At 49.0% G+C, this 17050-nt stretch carries 18 protein-coding genes and 1 other annotated feature (1 of these 19 running past the window's edge); of the genes, 2 read left to right on the plus strand and 16 right to left on the minus strand.

Annotation, left to right across the window (positions count from 1 at the left end; translation table 11 throughout):
- Positions 1-4: 4 nt before the first annotated feature.
- The 8 genes from spoIIIAB to ABEW73_RS11895 form a co-directional block, all read right to left on the minus strand.
- Positions 5-523 (minus strand): stage III sporulation protein SpoIIIAB, encoded by a 519-nt coding sequence (gene spoIIIAB / locus ABEW73_RS11860; protein ID WP_430170693.1) that lies wholly within the window; start codon positions 521-523, stop codon positions 5-7.
- Complete coding sequence (gene spoIIIAA, locus ABEW73_RS11865) at positions 516-1514, minus strand: stage III sporulation protein AA (RefSeq protein WP_430170695.1); 999 nt, start codon at positions 1512-1514, stop codon at positions 516-518. The genes spoIIIAB and spoIIIAA overlap by 8 nt, the downstream gene beginning before the upstream one ends.
- Positions 1515-1612: 98 nt before the next feature.
- Positions 1613-1879: a YqhV family protein gene (locus ABEW73_RS11870; protein WP_076320872.1), complete on the minus strand. Its 267-nt coding sequence runs from the start codon at positions 1877-1879 to the stop codon at positions 1613-1615.
- A 189-nt stretch (positions 1880-2068) separates the two neighbouring features.
- The gene (locus tag ABEW73_RS11875) at positions 2069-3322 is read right to left on the minus strand and encodes an aspartate kinase (protein ID WP_430170697.1); all 1254 of its coding nucleotides are present in this window, start codon (positions 3320-3322) and stop codon (positions 2069-2071) included.
- A 241-nt stretch (positions 3323-3563) separates the two neighbouring features.
- Positions 3564-4121: an elongation factor P gene (gene efp / locus ABEW73_RS11880; RefSeq protein WP_076320870.1), complete on the minus strand. Its 558-nt coding sequence runs from the start codon at positions 4119-4121 to the stop codon at positions 3564-3566.
- A gap of 90 nt (positions 4122-4211) precedes the next feature.
- Complete coding sequence (locus ABEW73_RS11885; RefSeq protein ID WP_430170699.1) at positions 4212-5282, minus strand: M24 family metallopeptidase; 1071 nt, start codon at positions 5280-5282, stop codon at positions 4212-4214.
- Positions 5283-5312: 30 nt separating this feature from the next.
- On the minus strand, positions 5313-5759 hold the full coding sequence (gene aroQ, locus ABEW73_RS11890) for a type II 3-dehydroquinate dehydratase (protein WP_098742943.1): 447 nt from the start codon (positions 5757-5759) through the stop codon (positions 5313-5315).
- Positions 5760-5836: 77 nt separating this feature from the next.
- A complete protein-coding gene (locus tag ABEW73_RS11895; RefSeq protein ID WP_430170701.1) occupies positions 5837-6334 on the minus strand; it encodes a YqhR family membrane protein in 498 nt (165 codons plus the stop codon).
- Between the two features lie 163 nt (positions 6335-6497).
- On the opposite strand from ABEW73_RS11895, the gene ABEW73_RS11900 reads away from it, so the two are divergent.
- Together ABEW73_RS11900 and ABEW73_RS11905 are read left to right on the plus strand one after the other, a co-directional pair.
- Positions 6498-7490: a DUF1385 domain-containing protein gene (locus tag ABEW73_RS11900; protein WP_076320866.1), complete on the plus strand. Its 993-nt coding sequence runs from the start codon at positions 6498-6500 to the stop codon at positions 7488-7490.
- Positions 7491-7496: 6 nt separating this feature from the next.
- On the plus strand, positions 7497-7829 hold the full coding sequence (locus tag ABEW73_RS11905; RefSeq protein ID WP_076320865.1) for a hypothetical protein: 333 nt from the start codon (positions 7497-7499) through the stop codon (positions 7827-7829).
- A gap of 48 nt (positions 7830-7877) precedes the next feature.
- On the opposite strand, the gene ABEW73_RS11910 is transcribed toward ABEW73_RS11905, so the two are convergent.
- The 8 genes from ABEW73_RS11910 to metG all read right to left on the minus strand — a co-directional run bounded on the left by ABEW73_RS11910 (position 7878) and on the right by metG (position 16904).
- Positions 7878-8801 carry a patatin-like phospholipase family protein gene (locus ABEW73_RS11910; protein WP_430170703.1) on the minus strand — a complete coding sequence of 308 codons (924 nt, stop codon included), beginning with the start codon at positions 8799-8801 and terminating at the stop codon, positions 7878-7880.
- A gap of 78 nt (positions 8802-8879) precedes the next feature.
- A complete protein-coding gene (locus tag ABEW73_RS11915; protein WP_430170704.1) occupies positions 8880-10436 on the minus strand; it encodes a family 10 glycosylhydrolase in 1557 nt (518 codons plus the stop codon).
- 116 nt (positions 10437-10552) lie between these two features.
- A complete protein-coding gene (mntR, locus tag ABEW73_RS11920; protein ID WP_076320862.1) occupies positions 10553-10978 on the minus strand; it encodes a transcriptional regulator MntR in 426 nt (141 codons plus the stop codon).
- Between the two features lie 152 nt (positions 10979-11130).
- Complete coding sequence (locus ABEW73_RS11925) at positions 11131-11844, minus strand: cytochrome c biogenesis CcdA family protein (protein ID WP_213645188.1); 714 nt, start codon at positions 11842-11844, stop codon at positions 11131-11133.
- A gap of 17 nt (positions 11845-11861) precedes the next feature.
- A complete protein-coding gene (locus ABEW73_RS11930; protein WP_430170707.1) occupies positions 11862-12668 on the minus strand; it encodes a metal ABC transporter permease in 807 nt (268 codons plus the stop codon).
- Between the two features lie 45 nt (positions 12669-12713).
- Positions 12714-13463 (minus strand): metal ABC transporter ATP-binding protein, encoded by a 750-nt coding sequence (locus ABEW73_RS11935; RefSeq protein WP_076320859.1) that lies wholly within the window; start codon positions 13461-13463, stop codon positions 12714-12716.
- A 101-nt stretch (positions 13464-13564) separates the two neighbouring features.
- On the minus strand, positions 13565-14644 hold the full coding sequence (locus tag ABEW73_RS11940) for a metal ABC transporter solute-binding protein, Zn/Mn family (protein ID WP_430170709.1): 1080 nt from the start codon (positions 14642-14644) through the stop codon (positions 13565-13567).
- A 256-nt stretch (positions 14645-14900) separates the two neighbouring features.
- Positions 14901-16904: a methionine--tRNA ligase gene (gene metG, locus ABEW73_RS11945; RefSeq protein ID WP_430170711.1), complete on the minus strand. Its 2004-nt coding sequence runs from the start codon at positions 16902-16904 to the stop codon at positions 14901-14903.
- An 86-nt stretch (positions 16905-16990) separates the two neighbouring features.
- Positions 16991-17050: a binding site (T-box leader), on the minus strand; it runs 197 nt beyond the window's last position.

Genomic DNA, 17050 nt, shown 5'->3' on the forward strand with positions numbered 1-17050 from the left:
CTCGCTAAAAGATCAAAATGACGATCAATGCTCCGATGAGCAGTCCCAGACTCTTGCTCATCTTTTCATATTTGACCTGGTCATCCCTTGCCGCTGCTTCTTCATGCTTGAGCTGTCCCACGGCCAGAGCGATATGTTTGATCTGGTCCTGCCTGTCACTGGTGCCAAGAACGCCGCTTAGCTGCTCCAACACCTCACGCTCGGCACTTTTCATTGATGTTCGCTTCCAGTATTCGCCCAGTGCCTTGCGGATGCTATCCTGTGCGGATAACCCATAATCGGGTCTCATGTAAAGCGCGGCTGAGGCAAATAAGGATCTAAGCGGTTCACGAAGGGAATCGCTAATTCGCTCCAGCGCATCGGGTAGCGGCGTCAAACCGTAACTGATCTCCGTTTCCAGCCGTTGAAGCGCGAGAATAAGTTCTCGCAGCTGCCTGGGTCTTGCTGCGAATTGCTGGGCCTGAAAAAATCCGGCTAAAGTTCCTGCTCCCAGCACAAGCACAGCCCCGACCAGTTTAAGCATAGGCATCACCGCCCGGCGGACCGACCGCAGCCGTCTGAAGCGTTCGCTGACCTCCGTCATACAGCTTGTATGATCTTTGGTCGCTTGTTCTACTGAGAACGGCATACATCTCAAACATCCGGTTCTCCAAAAGACCGGCGAGTGCTGGTCGCCCCCGCATACCTTGTATGGATGAGCCATGCGCCGTTGCAATCACGCTAATTCCCGCATGCAAGGCTTCAATGACGGCTTCTGCATCCTCAGGCCGACCGATCTCGTCCACAATCAGTACATCCGGGGACATCGAACGGATCATCATCATCATCCCTTCAGCTTTCGGACAACCATCCAGCACATCCGTACGCGGACCTACGTCGAATCCAGGGACTCCGCGCAAACAACCGGCAATTTCAGAGCGTTCGTCGATGATGCCTACCTTCATTCCCGGCCAATGCACGGCCGAATTCCCCCACTTGCCGTAACTGATCTGCCTCGCCAGATCCCTGAGCAGCGTTGTTTTGCCCTGCTGAGGCGGGGATAAGATCAGCGAGTGCATCACCCTTTTCCGTTTCCGGTCGAGTAAATGCGGAATGATGTCATCCGCTGCTCCCTGAACCTCCTTGGCAATCCGGACATTAAACCCGCTTATATCCCGAATGTGTTCAACCTTACCACCGCTGAGCACCGTCCGGCCGGTGAGCCCGACCCGATGCCCCCCGGGTATCGTGATAAACCCTTTTCGCAGTTCCTCTTCCATGGTGTAGAGGGAATGGTTACTGATCAGATCCAGCAACCGATGGGTATCTTCACGCGTCGGCTTATACGCTTCATCAGGCCGCAATGTAAGCCCGCCGCGCCGGTCCAGAAAATGATGCTTGCCCCCCGAATTAACCTCCAGCGGACGTTCCTCCCGGATACGTACCTCCTCCACATGATGGAGAAGCTCATTCGACAAGCTCAGCAGCATTCGTTTTACGGTTTCGGGAAACAGGTCTAACCAATTCAATGTCATATCAATTTCCCCCAGGTTGTCCTTTTTGATCATCTTCTAATAAGAGAACTTCATATCCCATGTGTATGCTTGTACCTGAAAAATATGCAGCGAATCTATCATTTTTTTAGAACGCCGTATAAGAGACAGGAGACGCCGCACAAAATCCAGCCGATCTTTCCCCACGACAATTTATCTGCCATTCCCACAAGGCCAATCGTTGTTGTCAGAATCAATACCAGCGGGCCCATGAAAGCCAGGGCCGAATTCACAGCCAGTGCTTTATCGACTTGGTTCAGACGCAGCATGATGATGGCCGCCACAATCTCGAGACTGCCGGAGAAAAAACGAAGCGTGGCCATACTCGCGACAAACTTGTCCAGCATGCTATATATCCTCCTTCTTCTTGTTCACATGTGTGATGTTTAAAAATATGCGAGGTACTCTCGTTTTATCTCTATTTTTTTAATTTCATAGAAGCGAACTTTGAATCTTTCGGACAACGCAAAAAATCCCGGTCGCTATGGACCGGGATTACTCTATTTCATATCGATATGATTGCAGAAAAAAACAGGTTATCGCCGAATCTGCGGTCCGCCAACGGAAGCTTGCTGATCCGTATCCAGTCCGTACGCGGTATGAAGCGCTTGTACGACACCTTCCAGATTAGTTCCTTCAATGACGCAGGATACTTTGATTTCGGACGTGCTGACCATTTTGATGCTGACCCCCTGCCGGGAGATAACATCAAACATTTGCGCGGCCACACCCGGGTGGCTGACCATGCCAGCGCCAACAATCGATACTTTTACCAGATGGTCTTCCGAGGTAACGTCACGATACGGAGTTTTGCCGCGGATTTGTTCAATAACTGACAACGCACGCTCCCGATCGGCCAAGGAAACGGTAAAGGAAAAGTCTGCTTCGCCGTTCTGCACACCGCTCTGTACGATAATATCAACATCAATCGCTTCTTTTGCAAGCTCTCCGAACACTTGAGCCAAAACGCCTGGCGTATCGGAAACGCCCAGAATACTGATTCTTACCACATTCTTGTCAAATGCAATTCCGCTGACAACCACACCTTGTTCCATGCTAGTTTCCTCCTTAACAACCGTACCCTCGTTATGATTAAAGCTGGATCTGACGACAAGCTTGACTTGATTATGCTTCGCATACTCAACCGCACGCGGGTGAAGAACAGCTGCACCAAGATTGGCTAGCTCTAGCATCTCGTCATAGGAAATCTCCTTCAACTTCCGCGCACATTTGACAACCCGCGGATCCGTGGAGTATATCCCGTCCACATCTGTATATATTTCACATACATCCGCTTGGATGGCAGCCGCAAGAGCAACCGCCGTGGTATCTGATCCCCCGCGTCCAAACGTTGTAATCTCTCCGTCTTCAGTCATTCCCTGGAATCCCGCTACAATGACGACATTCCCTTCGTCAAGCGCTTTATGAACGCGCTCTGGCATAATATCCGTAATGCGGGCTTTGCCATGGACCGCTTCCGTACGGAACCCCGCCTGCCAGCCGGTAAAAGACTTTGCCTTGCGGCCGAGACCGTGAATGGCCATGGATAGCAGCGATATGGATATCTGTTCTCCCGTGGTCATCAGCATATCCATTTCCCGTGCCGGCGGATTCTCATTCAACAGCTTTGCCTGGTCAATCAAATCGTCTGTCGTATCCCCCATAGCAGACACCACGACTACACATTGATGACCTTCATCTTGTTTCTCTACAATTCTTCTGGCAACGCGCTTCATACGTTCTGTATCTCCTACAGAGCTGCCTCCGAATTTCATGACGTACAGTGACAATGCTTCTTTCACTCCCCACTAATATCAGTATGTAACAGCATTCAGGTGGTTTCTCACTTTAAAACAGTATAATACGAAAGTGAGTCATCCCGTCAAGGCTTTTCAAGGCAAAAAGAACTCGGGCTTACCGCATCGGCTTTCGCCCATCACAAAAAAGACTCCCGTACATACGTACAGGAGTCTCGTTGTTTAGAAGATATTGGCACCCTATCAATCGTTGAAGGGTCCCGTTTAAAGCCTACTATGCACGGGAGATGTATTTACCTTCGCGTGTATCGATCAGAAGCACATCGTCTTCATTAATGAACAGCGGAACTTGTACATTCAGGCCGGTTTCCACTTTCGCACTCTTCGTTGCGCCCGTAGCCGTATTGCCTTTGATTCCCGGCTCGGTTTCAACAACTTTCAGCTCCACGCTGTTAGGCAGGTTGATCCCGAGGATTTCCCCTTGGTAGCTGATGATGTTTACATTCATGTTCTCTCTCAGGAAGTTCAGTTCCCATTCCAACTGCTCGCTAGTCAAGCTGAACTGATCGTAAGTTTCGTTATCCATGAATACATGCTCTTGACCGCTGGCGTAAAGATACTGTACACCACGATTGTCGATGATCGCGCGGCCAATCGTTTCACCTGCACGGAACGTCTTCTCAACGGTGTTGCCGTTGCGAAGGTTTTTCAATTTGGAACGTACGAAAGCTGCGCCTTTACCAGGCTTTACGTGCTGAAAATCCAAAACGGTGAATATATCGCCATCTACTTCTACGGTCAAACCTGTTTTAAAATCGTTAACTGAAATCACTAAGATTCCCTCCTAAGGATGCGGTCTAATTAATATAGTACATCATTTTCCTAAAGTACAAATTCATAAAGCTATTTTTGGAACAGCCTTTTATAACACAGTGTAGTCTTTGGACGAGCTTGTTAGTATATGAATACCCGATTCCGTGATGACGATATCATCTTCAATACGGACACCGCCAAGCCCAGGCAAGTAAATGCCCGGCTCCACCGTTACCACCATACCCGGCTGCAGCACATCATCACTCAGCTTGGACAGTCTCGGAGATTCATGAACCTCCATACCCAGTCCATGCCCCGTGCTGTGGCCAAAATATTCCCCGTATCCATAACGGGTTATAATATCACGAGTTAAGGCGTCTGCCTCGCGTCCTGTCATACCAGGTTTAATATGATCCAGTGCATGAAGCTGAGCTTCCAGCACGATATCATAGATCTCCTTCAGTTTAGGATCAGGACTTCCGAGCGCAACGGTTCTCGTGAGATCGGAGCAGTATCCATCAAGCAGCGCACCGAAATCAAACGTAACGAATTCGTTCCCTTGAATGACACGCTCGCTGGCAACGCCGTGCGGCAAAGCCGAACGCTCGCCGGAAGCGACAATGGTATCAAAGGAAGACGCGGTTGCACCATGCTTGCGCATGAACATTTCCATCTCCAGATCGATTTCCCGTTCCGTTTTGCCGGCAGCCAGAATGGTCAGCACATGGCTGAACGTTTGATCAGCCAAATCGGCAGCCCGCTGCATGATGCTCAACTCTTCCTCATCCTTGAATATCCGCAGATCCTCTACAAGACCTGAAACCGGCACCAGGCTAATGGGCGCGAGCTGTTCCGAATAGGTGGAAAATACGCCGTATGTAACATGGTCCTGTTCAAATCCAAGCGATGTAATCCCCTCGGAAGACAGCAAATCCTTGACCGTCTCCATAACCTTCGGTCCATGCTCAACCACTTGAAAGCCGACGGCTTGCTGTGGAGCTTGAGTCATATAACGGAAATCCGTCAAGAGATAGGCATTATCCCGTGTGATCAGCACATAGCCGGCAGACCCGGTAAAGCCTGTCAAATATCTACGGTTGATCGGGCTTGCAACCAACATAGCCGTTACGCCTTTGCCTTGAAGTTTCTCGCGCAGTTTAACCACTCGTTTGTTACTCATTCTAACCTCTCCTCTCACCCATTTCCCAAACTATCCTTCTTGGTCATTCAGGACTTGCAAAAGGGCCGACAAGCCCAGTGTGTAACTCGCAGCGCCAAAACCCGCGATTTGTCCGACAGCAACAGGTGCGATGACGGAGGTATGACGAAATTCCTCCCTGGCATGAATGTTCGATAGATGAACTTCCACTGTCGGAATACGGGCAGAACTGATGGCATCACGTACAGCGTAGCTGTAGTGGGTCAGTGCTCCCGGGTTAAGAAGTATGCCGTCCGCCTGTCCAATAGCTTCATGAATACGGTCGATAATAGCACCCTCATGATTAGACTGATAGAAGGTAATACCGATACCGGCGAGATCCGCCTGTTTACGCAAATTATCTTCGATCGCCTGCAGGCTGAGTGAACCATAAATGCCCGGTTCACGGAAGCCGAGCAGGTTTAAGTTCGGTCCGTTTATCACCCATATGGATTTCATAGGGCTTCCCACCTTTTCGTCAAATAACCAAAAGCTATTTTACCATAGGCGGCATAGGGTTGAGAAGTTTTTATTGCCTAGCCCGTCACCTTCTTCGGTTCGCGCAGTTTCTCGTCGGTGAATTCCTGCGCAATTGTATAACCGATAAATAGTCCCCATAATATAAAAATACAAACCTCCGAGATGTTTGTATCCCAAGACAGCTTCTTCACCGGGTCTGTCAGCCGAAGCCATGGATGGAGCGCGACGAACAGTACCACCCACCATAAGATTCCGTAAGCAATACCGGGCCATGGGCCCTTCAGCTTCCTGAACAAGGTGACATAGATGAGGGAAGCGATGACGGAAAACGCGATAAAGGACAGCCAACCGGCAATTTGTCCGGCAGTCGTCTTTAGGAACTCATGCTTGAAGTATGGCTCGAGCAAAAAGCCCGGCAGCACCTTCGTGAATTTTAACCAGTAAAATATCCAGACCACGCCTCCCCAGATTAGACCTGCGTAATAGCCCAGCTCCAGGGCAAACACAAATGGATTGGTGACTTGGTTCTGCTGTCGAAATCGATGTTCATGCATCTAATGATTCTCCTCTCTAAGTCATCGAACTATTGCTCTTACCCCGTTCTTCTCTGAAAGTAGTATGCTCCGCTTCCCTTACGGCTAATCCAACTAGAAATTACTTTCAAAATTCGATACAATAGTTCATAGAACGAAAAACATGTCAGGGAGGGTGAACTGGTTGTCCGATAAGTCAACCCCGATCAGCTATGGAGGCCAAGCTGTAATCGAAGGCGTTATGTTCGGCGGAAAGCATGTGAATGTGACAGCCGTACGGCGTAAAAATAACGAAATCAAGTTTCTCGAGGTGCCTCGCGAAGACAAGACATGGGTTCGGAAGCTGCGGAAGATTCCGCTTCTTCGCGGCATCGTCAGTCTCATAGATTCTACAATTAAGGGTTCCAAACATTTGAATTACTCTGCGGATGCATATGCTGACGATACCCTGGAGCCGGAAGAACGCGAGAAACAGAAGGAGAAAGAAGACTCAGGCTGGAGTTTAAGCATGATTATCGGTGTGGCCGCCGTCAGTGTGCTTTCCTTTGTATTCGGCAAGCTGCTGTTTACACTCGTTCCTGTTTTTGTAGAGGATTTCTTTTTTGGCAATACATTTGATCACTATATTGTGCATAACCTGATTGAAGGCGTAATTAAATTAATACTGCTTCTTGTATATTTATGGGCGATCTCTCAAACACCTGTCATTAAAAGACTGTTCCAGTACCACGGTGCTGAACATAAAGTCATCAGCGCATTTGAAGCTGGCGAAGAGTTGACGGTGAAGAATGTTCAGAAATATACACGACTGCATTATCGCTGCGGCAGCAGCTTCATGATGCTGACCATTGTTCTCGGCGTTGTTGTCTACTCGGTGGTGCCATGGGATACCATGACGCAACGGGTCATTCAAAGAATCGCGCTTCTTCCGGTCGTGCTTGGCGTTTCCTTTGAGTTCCTGAAACTTACCAATGCCATGCGAGACATGCCGGTACTCCGTTTCCTCGGTTATCCCGGTCTGTGGCTGCAGCTTCTAACGACGAAGGAACCTAATGATGATCAAGTTGAAGTATCCATCGCATCCTTTAACAGAATGCGTGAGTTAGATGCTCAATACGAGAATGTTACAGTTCACCAATCTGTGACAGGAAGTGTGCTGGATCCCGCGAAAGGGTGATAATCCATGAGAAGGCATGCGATCATTTTTTGGACGGCGATCACGTTAGCCGCCATAGGGCTACTGGTACTCCTGTTAGACCCTGGTTCAAGACTGAATATTTTGATTCCACTCATTATTGTTGCTGTCGTGTATGTGCTCTACAAGTTTCCGCCTCGCCGTTTGAACAAGCGGCCCAAGGTGAAGCCTTCTAAGCGAACGGCAGCAAAGTTGGCGGCAAAAAACAGCACCGTACGGAAGAGCAGTCCAACTGCAAAACGTAAACAGTACCCGTTTCAAGTGATCGATGGGCAAAAAGGAAAACCCGACCCATCCGATGATGTTCCTAAATATCACTAACAAGAAAACCGTCCAACCGCGCAAACTCATGCCGGCTGGACGGTTTTTTTAATGCTCGGATTTCCAGCGAGTGAAAAACATCGTACCTGCCGTTAATCCCGAATTGTACAAATTTTCACTCTCTTCCTTGGTCAGATTAAAATGAGTGGTGCCAATGCCAAGCGTCGGAATTTTGATCGTTCGATTGCGATTTTGCTGTTCAATATAGCGTTCATCGTGAGCGGAAAGCATCGTCTCGAACATGGCGGTTAACATGCCGATCGGGCCATCGATCAGATGGGGCAAGTTACTATTCTTTCCGACCATCTGAAAGCCAAGCACCGGCAGCGGCTTAGGTCCTCCCTTCGACTCACGATCAAAAAGCCATAACGGAAAGTTGCTCAGCAGCCCCCCATCCACGATATAAACAAACTGTTCTCCAAACGATTTGCCCTTGGCAGCCCTACCCAATAAACGAAGAATGACGGGATCGAAAAAATACGGAATGCTGCAGCTCATGCGCACAGCCTTTGCCACGGGAAATGATGCAGGGTTTATGCCATATTGGCGAAGATCGTCTGGAAGCACCAGCAGCCTTCCATTTGTAATGTCGGAAGCCACAATATATAGTTTACCTGCCGGGATGTCCGAAAAAGTAAAAATCCCTTTGGCAAGCAGGATTTCCCGAATCCAGTTCTCCATGGCTTCTCCGGAATACAGCCCCTTCTTAATCAACACCCGCAAGGCAGGACCGATCAACTTCGTGTTAAAGATCGGTGCTCTCTGGAGAAACGAATGAAAAGGCGTCTCCTCAATGATGCGCTTGATCTCATCTGCTCGGTAACCTGCTGCCAGCACGGATGCCACGATGGATCCGGAGGACGTTCCGGCTACGCGTCTGAATTCCATGCCGGCATTCTCCGCCGCCTTGACAGCCCCGGCAAGCGAGATTCCCTTGACCCCCCCACCTTCAAATACCGCATTGATTTGCATATAAAATCCCCCGCCTCACATGGTCTAATGACTATGTATGAGCGCGGGGGATGTTTCATACCTATAGGACGTGCCGATTTATCTATAATATGATTGCAATTGATCTTTAATGCCTAACGGATTGTTTAAAATATTCTCTGCTCTAAAGAAAATGCTGCCCTTAACCTCGGTATAATTCTGATTATACTTCAATTGATTGATGATCTCCGATGCGCTCTGCCAACCGATCTCACTGGTTCCCAGTTTGTAGGGCGCATGACCGATCAGAAGGTCAACGCCGGTTCCTTGCACTTCACTAACCCACCAGTCAACCAGCTTATCATAATCAGCAGCTGGATTATTCATGCTCCAGTAGATCTGCGGAGCTACGTAATCGATCCAGCCATTCTGTATCCAGGCCCGCACATCGGCATACATGCTGTCATAAGCCGTCACACCGGCTTTTGTATCCGATCCCGTTTTATCCACGGATTGGTTACGCCATACGCCGAAAGGACTGATCCCGTATTCCACATTAGGTTTCACACGGTGTATGCTCTCTCCGAGCGTTTGCACAAATGCATTGATATTTCCCCGGCGCCAATCCGCAAGGCTGGAATAAGCACCTTGGTTGTATTGCCGATATGCCGCATCATCGTTGAAGACCGTATTGGATGGGTAGAAATAATCATCCAGATGAATACCGTCTATATCGTATCCGTTCACGACCTCCATAATGGTATCAATGATATGCTGCCGAGCTTCCGGGATCCCTGGATTAATGTACAGCTGCTTACCTATGTTCACGATCCAATCGGGGTGGCTGAGCGCAACATGGGATGGATCAAGTGATGCTGTCAAAATATCGGTATTGGCCCGGAAAGGATTGAACCATGCGTGGAACTCCATATTCCGTTTATGCGTTTCCTCGACCATGAAAGCGACCGGGTCATACCCCGGATCTGCTCCTTGAATGCCTGTCAGCACCTTAGACCATGGCACTATAGTTGAAGGGTACAATGCGTCGCCAGCCGGACGTACCTGCACGTACACGGTATTAATGCCCACTTCCTGGAGTGAATCCAGTAAGGCGATATAAGATGCCTTTTGCTGATCTGCATTGGTCTTCGTTTTCGGCCAATCCAGATTGAACACCGTGGAGATCCAGGCCCCTCTGACTTCATCCCCCGTGGATACCGGCGGTGGAACGACGTCCATGCCTGTCGTCAGGGAGATAAGCTGAGCCGCTTGGTTCCATTCGACTTGCACACCCAGGTTCTCGCTGATAAACCGAAGCGGAACCATAACCCGGCCGTTCTTAAGTTCAACCGATGCATCCAGTGCTACGGATGAGCCGTTTACAAGTGCGGCTTTATTACCGGATGTCAATTGCAGACTTGAACCATCCATCCCGATCGTTACCGTCTTCGACTTCTGATTCCAAGCTACTGAAGCACCCAGTCCTTCACTGATGATCCGTGTAGGAACCATGGTTACATTAACCTTCGGCAATATGTAAGGAGATACGTCACTGTTTAAGGTTACACCGTCCAACTGAATACTGATACGTGCTGCCTTCGCTTGCGCAGTTGGAACCACCGACGGGAGACACAATAGTAACATAATCAGCACCAACAACCATCTACGAAGCTTCATTTCTATTAATCCTCCGAAAATATGAAATTTGCAGGTAATCTAACTTATTAATATAACACTAGAAATATGACGATTCAGTTTAAAAAAGCATCTGTCACAAGCGGACAGATGCCACATTACGATTCGTTGACTAATTCGTTATGAACGTCACGCAAATCCTGAAGTCGATTCTCATCGCGCTTGAAATACTCCACAAGCGTCTCAATTCTCATAATGGAATCCCAGCTTAAATGATGCTCGATTCCCTCAACATCCCTATAAATATTTTCATCCTGTACACCTATCATCTCAAGGAATTCCTCAAGCAAATGATGACGTTCCATGAGCCGTTTGCCCATTTTTTTGCCTTTGCTGGTCAAAACCAAACCACGATATTTTTCATAGATCAAATATTCGTCTTTGTCCAGCTTTTGAATCATTTTCGTGACGGATGAGGGGTGAACCTCCAAGCCTTCGGCAATATCCGAAACGCGCGCATATCCTTTTTCGTCGATCAACTTGTAGATGCGCTCCAAATAATCCTCCATGCTAGGTGTCGGCATCTTATTCCCTCTTTTCTATAATTACATAACCCGTGCAAAAAACTGTTTTACCTGCAATAGTAATGATACATGTTTTTGAGACCGGTTGGCAAGTCCTGGTCCAATCCTATGCCAATAATGACTTATAAATTGGACCAGCCTTCCCCCCAGCTTTAGAATTTAAGCCACTCCGGCGTAATGCCTTGCAGCCAAATCGTAATTTTGTACATTTGATCCGTGAAGAGCAGAACCCCCATCAGAATCATCAATATACCGCCGACCTTCATCAAGATGTTTGAATACTTCAGTATCCAACGGGTGGAGCCAATGAAAAAGGCCAGGATGAAAAACGGTACTGCAAACCCCAGAGAGTAAGAGGTAATCAGTGGGAACCAGGTTCCCGGATCGGAAGCTGCCAGTGCGATGATGGCCGTTAAGATCGGTCCGACACATGGCGACCAGCCTGCAGCAAACCCGATGCCAAACAGAAATGTTCCTATGTATCCGGTCGGTTTGGATTTAAAATTGAATTTCCGGTCCTTCATTAGAAACCTAGGCTGGAAAATACCAATCAGCATAAGTCCCATCACGATGATAAGCAGCGCGGACAACTGACGGATCAGGTCCTGATATTCCGTGAAGAACTCCCCGAATAGGCCGGCTCCCCAACCGAGGGTATAATAAACGGCAGAAAACCCAAGGATGAACGCGAGTGTATGCGTCATGGTCCGGAATCGGACCTCCTTGCGGTTCTGTTCGCTCTTCAGGTCATTGACCGACATGCCTGTAATAATAGATAAGTAGGACGGGTACAGCGGTAAACAGCATGGAGATATAAAAGAAGCAAAACCGGCAGCAAACGCGATGCCGATATTAATATCAGCCATTTTATTTCAGAACCCCCTTATGTCGTAAAACCCTTTTTGCCGACAAGCGTAATGATAAGCAAGCAGATTAGCAGCAGCACGATAGTCGCGCCAGGTGCCAAATTAAATATGCCCGCAAGCATCAGTCCCCCGATAACGGCAATTTCGGAGATAATGACCGATAATACGATGGAGCTTCGGAAGCTTCTCGCCAGCAATAAACTGATTGCTACCGGAATCACCAACAATGCGGATACCAGAAGCGCACCCACAATTTTGATGGCGGTGCTTACGACAAGCGCAGTTAGTACCGTAATGATCATGTTCATCATCTTGACAGGCAGGCCGCTGACACTGGCTGCATCCTCCTCGAAGCTGAGCAGGAAGAACTCCTTGAAGAACATAACCACAACCGCAATGACAACGACGGTTACACCGCCCACCATATAAATATCCGTAGAATCCAGCGTATAAATGCTGCCAAACAAATAACTCATAACATCCGTATTATAGCCCATTCCCAAGGTGAAAAACAGCGAAGCAAGCGCAACGCCGCCAGACATAATAATGGCGATTGACAGCTCGGCATAACTTTTATACGCCTTTCGCAGCTTTTCAATCGCAAACGAGGCCAGTACCGCAAAGACAAGTCCTGCGGCAAGCGGATATACTTCGATCAGAAATCCGAGCGCCACACCCGCAATCGTGACGTGTGACAACGTATCGCCGATCATGGACAGCCTGCGCAGCACGAGGAATATCCCGATTAGCGGGGCTGTGATACCGATCAGAACCCCTCCGATCAGCGCCCGCTGAAAAAAATCGCTAAATAAAATATCAAGCAATGATAACGTCCCCTTCTCCTGCTTCAAAAAGTTTGTTTCTATACATTATACGAGCGAATGCTGCAGATCCACTTCTGCGCAGTTTTCGATATCATGAGAATGTCTGACAAAAAACTGAATTTTTCCGTTCTGCGATACCGGCGATTCTCCCAAGTAGTCTTTAACCATGTCCAAATCATGGGTAACCATCAAAAACGTCATGCGATGATGGGCGTGCATATGAGTAATCAATTCAAAGAATCCGGCCTGGGTATCGGCATCAATGCCGATCGTAGGCTCGTCAAGTATGAGCAGATCCGGACGATTAATGAGCGCCCGGGCGAGAAAAACGCGCTGCTGCTGCCCACCGGACAAAGCGCCGATCCGCTTATCAGCAATATCCTGAATGCGCATCACTTCCAGAGCATCCTCACATTTCTGGTGGTCCAGACGGTTCAAACGGCGAAACATTTTCTTCCGATTATATAGCCCGGACATGACGACTTCACGCACCGTGGCGGGGAACAGCGGATTAAACGAATTTTTCTGCGGAACGTACCCGATCCGCTCCCAGTCCTGAAACTTACGGATCGGTTGACCGAAGAGTTCAATAGACCCTTCCGCAGCAGGCAGCAATCCAACGATCATGCGGAGCAAAGTGGTTTTACCTGCCCCATTAGACCCGACAATACCTACAAAGTCCCGCTCTTTTATGGTGAAGTTGAGATCCTTGATCACCTGCTGCTCGCGGTAATGAAAGGATACATCCTTGATTTGTACAATAGGTTGGTGGCAATCTTGTGCTGCCGGCTCCATAACCAGGCCGCCTTTCTCTCTGTAGTCTTTCTATCTAAATATACGAACATCATAAACATTCATAACACGAAAGAAGAGGGGGATATGCTCCCCCATCTTCCTTATTGTAAAGCCTTCGTTAGATTTTGCAAATTTTTCTCCATCAGCGTGAAATAATTGTCACCGCCGCTTGCCTGCTCCTTCGTCAGTCCCTCCACGGGATTCAATACCAAGGTTTCCACGCCCGCTTCATTCGCCAGCGTTTTAGCAAGTTTATCCGATACGAGCTCTTCGAAGAAAATATATTGGACTTCCTTCTCTTTGACTGTCTTAGTAAGATTCACAATATCCTGCGCTCGAGGCTCCGCGTCCGGCGACAATCCCATAATCGCATGCTGCGTCAATCCATAATCCCGGCACAGATAGCCGAACGCCTGATGGGATACAACGATATCTTTTTTCGGTGTTTTGGACAACTCGTTCGTAAAGTCGTTATCCAGTTTGACCAGCTTCTCTTTCAAGGCTTCAAAGCGCTGTTCATAACCGTCCTTATGTTCAGGGTCCACGTCGACAAGACTACTCTTGATATTCTCTGCCATGACCAGTGCCGATTTCGGGCTTACCCATGTATGCGGGTCCGTATGATGTGTGTCGGCGCTAGCTGCGTGCTCATGGCCTGCATGATCTTCCTCCGTGCCTTCCTCGTGGCTGTGATCGTGCTCTGCTTCAGCGCTTTCCTCATGGCTGTGATCATGCGCCTCTTCATGAGCGGCTTCCCCGTGTCCATGACCATCGTCTCCTACGGCATCGATCAGCTGGATGCCGTGACTGACTTCAATCGGTTTGACTTGCGTGTCTTTATCAAGTCCCTTCAAAAATCCGGGTACCCAGCCTTCCAGCCCGGCACCGTTATAGAGAAACAGCTGGGCCTTGGACGTATTCACGATATCCTGGCTGCGCGGTGTCCAATCATGCGGTTCCACGCCCGTTGGCAGAAGATTTACGACATTAACGTCGTCCCCGCCAATTTCCTTCGTAAACTCATAGATTGGATAGAAGGTCGTAATGACGTTGACCTTGCCTTCGACAATGCTGCCGCCGGATTTACTTCCGCACCCCGACAGGATGAGTACCGCCAACAATATAGAGGTTACACCCCAGGTCCAACTGTTAAGTTTGCTTTCTCTCTTTCTCTTGTTCATGTTCATCTCCCATATCCGCTCCGTTCAATTAATCGTAATCTTTACTAACAAGATTATAAGAGCAGGCAAACATCATTGTCAACCAAATCGTAAAAATTACTATTAATTTTCAATAGAGATGTTACATCCCCCGTATTAAAGTGCGTGTTCAAAAAGAAAAGCGGACTTTTTGAATAACCTCTTAAAGGAAAAAATAACGGTGTACCCTTTAACAGGGTACACCGTCTATCGCGACTTAATTCAATGAGAGAGCATTTTATTTGACAACGGCGCCGTTAGGCATGCCGTCCGGTACCGTTGCAAGCGTCAGCTGGTCGCCGTCGGAGGCGGCCAGAATCATGCCTTGCGACATTTCACCTCTAAGCTTCACCGGCTTCAGGTTCGTTACACAAATCACTTTGCGTCCGACCAATTCCTCCGGTGTGTAAAACTTCGCAATACCGGATACCACTTGCCGCTGCTCAAATCCGAGATCAAGCTGCAGCTTGAGCAGCTTGTCTGCTTTCTTGACCGGCTCGGCAGCGATCACCTGCGCTACGCGCAGCTCGACCTTGGCAAAATCCTCAATGCCGATTTCCTCTTTAAGCTCTACAGGCTCCGCCGTGCTTTCGGCGGACGAAGCTGCTGCCGAGGTCGTAGGCTCCTCTTGTGCAGCCTTCGTACCGCCTGTCATCGCCTCTGCGATGTAGGCCACTTCCTGCTCTGTATCCAGGCGTGGGAATATCGGCTCGCCCTTTTGAAGCTTCATGCCAGCCGGTACGGCTCCAAACTGGCGTCCGCTTTCCCAATTCGTCCATTCGCCTTCCGCCAGACCAAGCTGATCCCACATTTTCTTCGGTGTACGAGTCAGGAACGGCTGCAGCAGGATCGATGCCACGCGGAGCGTCTCCACCAAATGACTCATGACGGATGCCAGTTCATTTCGTTTGCTCTCGTCTTTGGCCAGCGTCCATGGCTGGGTCTCATCAATGTATTTATTGCTGCGGCTGACAAACTGGCTAATCGCCGTCAGTGCAACCGAGAATTCCATATTCTCCATAGCGGTTTCGACTTTCTCATAAACCGACTTAGCCGCTTCCTCGATCGCTGCATCAAACGGTGTTACGCCAGCGGAGAAAGCCGGAACGACTCCGTCAAAATATTTATCGACCATCGCCACGGTACGATTCAACAGATTACCCAAATCATTAGCCAGGTCGGAGTTCACCCGTTCCACGAAGCTTTCCGGCGTAAAGGTACCGTCCGCCCCAAATGGAACTTCGCGCAGCAGGTAATAACGAAGCGCATCGAGACCATACCGGTCAATCATCGTAACCGGATCGACCACATTCCCCTTGGACTTGGACATTTTGCCGTCCTTCATCAGCAGCCAGCCGTGAGCAAACACCTTTTTCGGGAGCGGAACATCGAGTGCCATCAGAATGATCGGCCAATAGATCGTATGGAAACGCACGATCTCCTTACTCATCAGGTGTACGTCGGCCGGCCAATATTTATCATACAGGCTGGTGTCCTCCGTACCGTATCCCAGTGCCGTTATATAGTTCAGGAGTGCGTCAATCCACACATAGATCACGTGTTTCGGATCGCTCTTCACCTTCACGCCCCACTCATAGGTCGTACGGGACACAGCCAGATCCTCAAGACCCGGTTTAATGAAGTTGTTGATCATCTCATTCTTGCGGGATACCGGCTGTATGAAATCCGGGTTCTCCTCGTAATACTGGAGCAGGCGGTCCACATATTTGCTCATGCGGAAGAAGTAGCTCTCTTCCTTCACAAGCTCTACGGGTCGGCCACAGTCCGGACAGTTGCCGTTGACAAGCTGACGTTCCAGGAAGAACGACTCACAAGGCGTGCAGTACCAGCCTTCGTATTCACCCTTGTAGATGTCATCTTGCTTCAGCAGACGTTCAAATACCTCCTGCACAACCGTGGTGTGGCGCTGCTCTGTGGTGCGAATGAAATCTTCGTTGGATATGTCCAGCTTCTTCCACAGGTCCTTGATGCCTGCCACGATGTCGTCAACGAACTGCTGCGGGGTTGTTCCAGCCTCCGCCGCTTTGCGTTCAATCTTCTGTCCGTGCTCATCGGTCCCCGTCAAATAACGGACATCGTATCCGCGAAGCCGTTTGTAACGAGCCATGGCGTCGCCGGCCACCGTAGTATAAGCATGGCCGATATGCAGCTTGTCGCTTGGATAATAGATTGGCGTTGTAATATAAAACGTCTTTTTGTCTGGCGTATTTTTGTCTACCATAGTAACCTTCCTTTACCGTGAAATTGAATTTGTACCAGGTAATCTCTTATTGAAGAACAGCAGTAAACAGCAAAAAACCCCCGTCCCCATGGGACGAGAGTTGTTCTCACGTGTTACCACCCAAATTCCCTGTCCCCTTACGGTAA

Origin of the sequence: Paenibacillus lautus (assembly GCF_050482385.1) — a bacterium.
Taxonomy (GTDB): domain Bacteria; phylum Bacillota; class Bacilli; order Paenibacillales; family Paenibacillaceae; genus Paenibacillus_AQ; species Paenibacillus_AQ lautus_B.

Coding starts and splice junctions, on each gene's coding strand:
- spoIIIAB (WP_430170693.1), bottom strand. CDS start 523: ATGCTTAAACTGGTCGGGGCTGTGCTTGTGCTGGGAGCAGGAACTTTA.
- spoIIIAA (WP_430170695.1), bottom strand. CDS start 1,514: ATGACATTGAATTGGTTAGACCTGTTTCCCGAAACCGTAAAACGAATG.
- ABEW73_RS11870 (WP_076320872.1), bottom strand. CDS start 1,879: ATGCTGGACAAGTTTGTCGCGAGTATGGCCACGCTTCGTTTTTTCTCC.
- ABEW73_RS11885 (WP_430170699.1), bottom strand. CDS start 5,282: ATGAGTAACAAACGAGTGGTTAAACTGCGCGAGAAACTTCAAGGCAAA.
- aroQ (WP_098742943.1), bottom strand. CDS start 5,759: ATGAAATCCATATGGGTGATAAACGGACCGAACTTAAACCTGCTCGGC.
- ABEW73_RS11895 (WP_430170701.1), bottom strand. CDS start 6,334: ATGCATGAACATCGATTTCGACAGCAGAACCAAGTCACCAATCCATTT.
- ABEW73_RS11905 (WP_076320865.1), top strand. CDS start 7,497: ATGAGAAGGCATGCGATCATTTTTTGGACGGCGATCACGTTAGCCGCC.
- ABEW73_RS11910 (WP_430170703.1), bottom strand. CDS start 8,801: ATGCAAATCAATGCGGTATTTGAAGGTGGGGGGGTCAAGGGAATCTCG.
- ABEW73_RS11915 (WP_430170704.1), bottom strand. CDS start 10,436: ATGAAGCTTCGTAGATGGTTGTTGGTGCTGATTATGTTACTATTGTGT.
- mntR (WP_076320862.1), bottom strand. CDS start 10,978: ATGCCGACACCTAGCATGGAGGATTATTTGGAGCGCATCTACAAGTTG.
- ABEW73_RS11925 (WP_213645188.1), bottom strand. CDS start 11,844: ATGGCTGATATTAATATCGGCATCGCGTTTGCTGCCGGTTTTGCTTCT.
- ABEW73_RS11935 (WP_076320859.1), bottom strand. CDS start 13,463: ATGGAGCCGGCAGCACAAGATTGCCACCAACCTATTGTACAAATCAAG.
- ABEW73_RS11940 (WP_430170709.1), bottom strand. CDS start 14,644: ATGAACAAGAGAAAGAGAGAAAGCAAACTTAACAGTTGGACCTGGGGT.
- metG (WP_430170711.1), bottom strand. CDS start 16,904: ATGGTAGACAAAAATACGCCAGACAAAAAGACGTTTTATATTACAACG.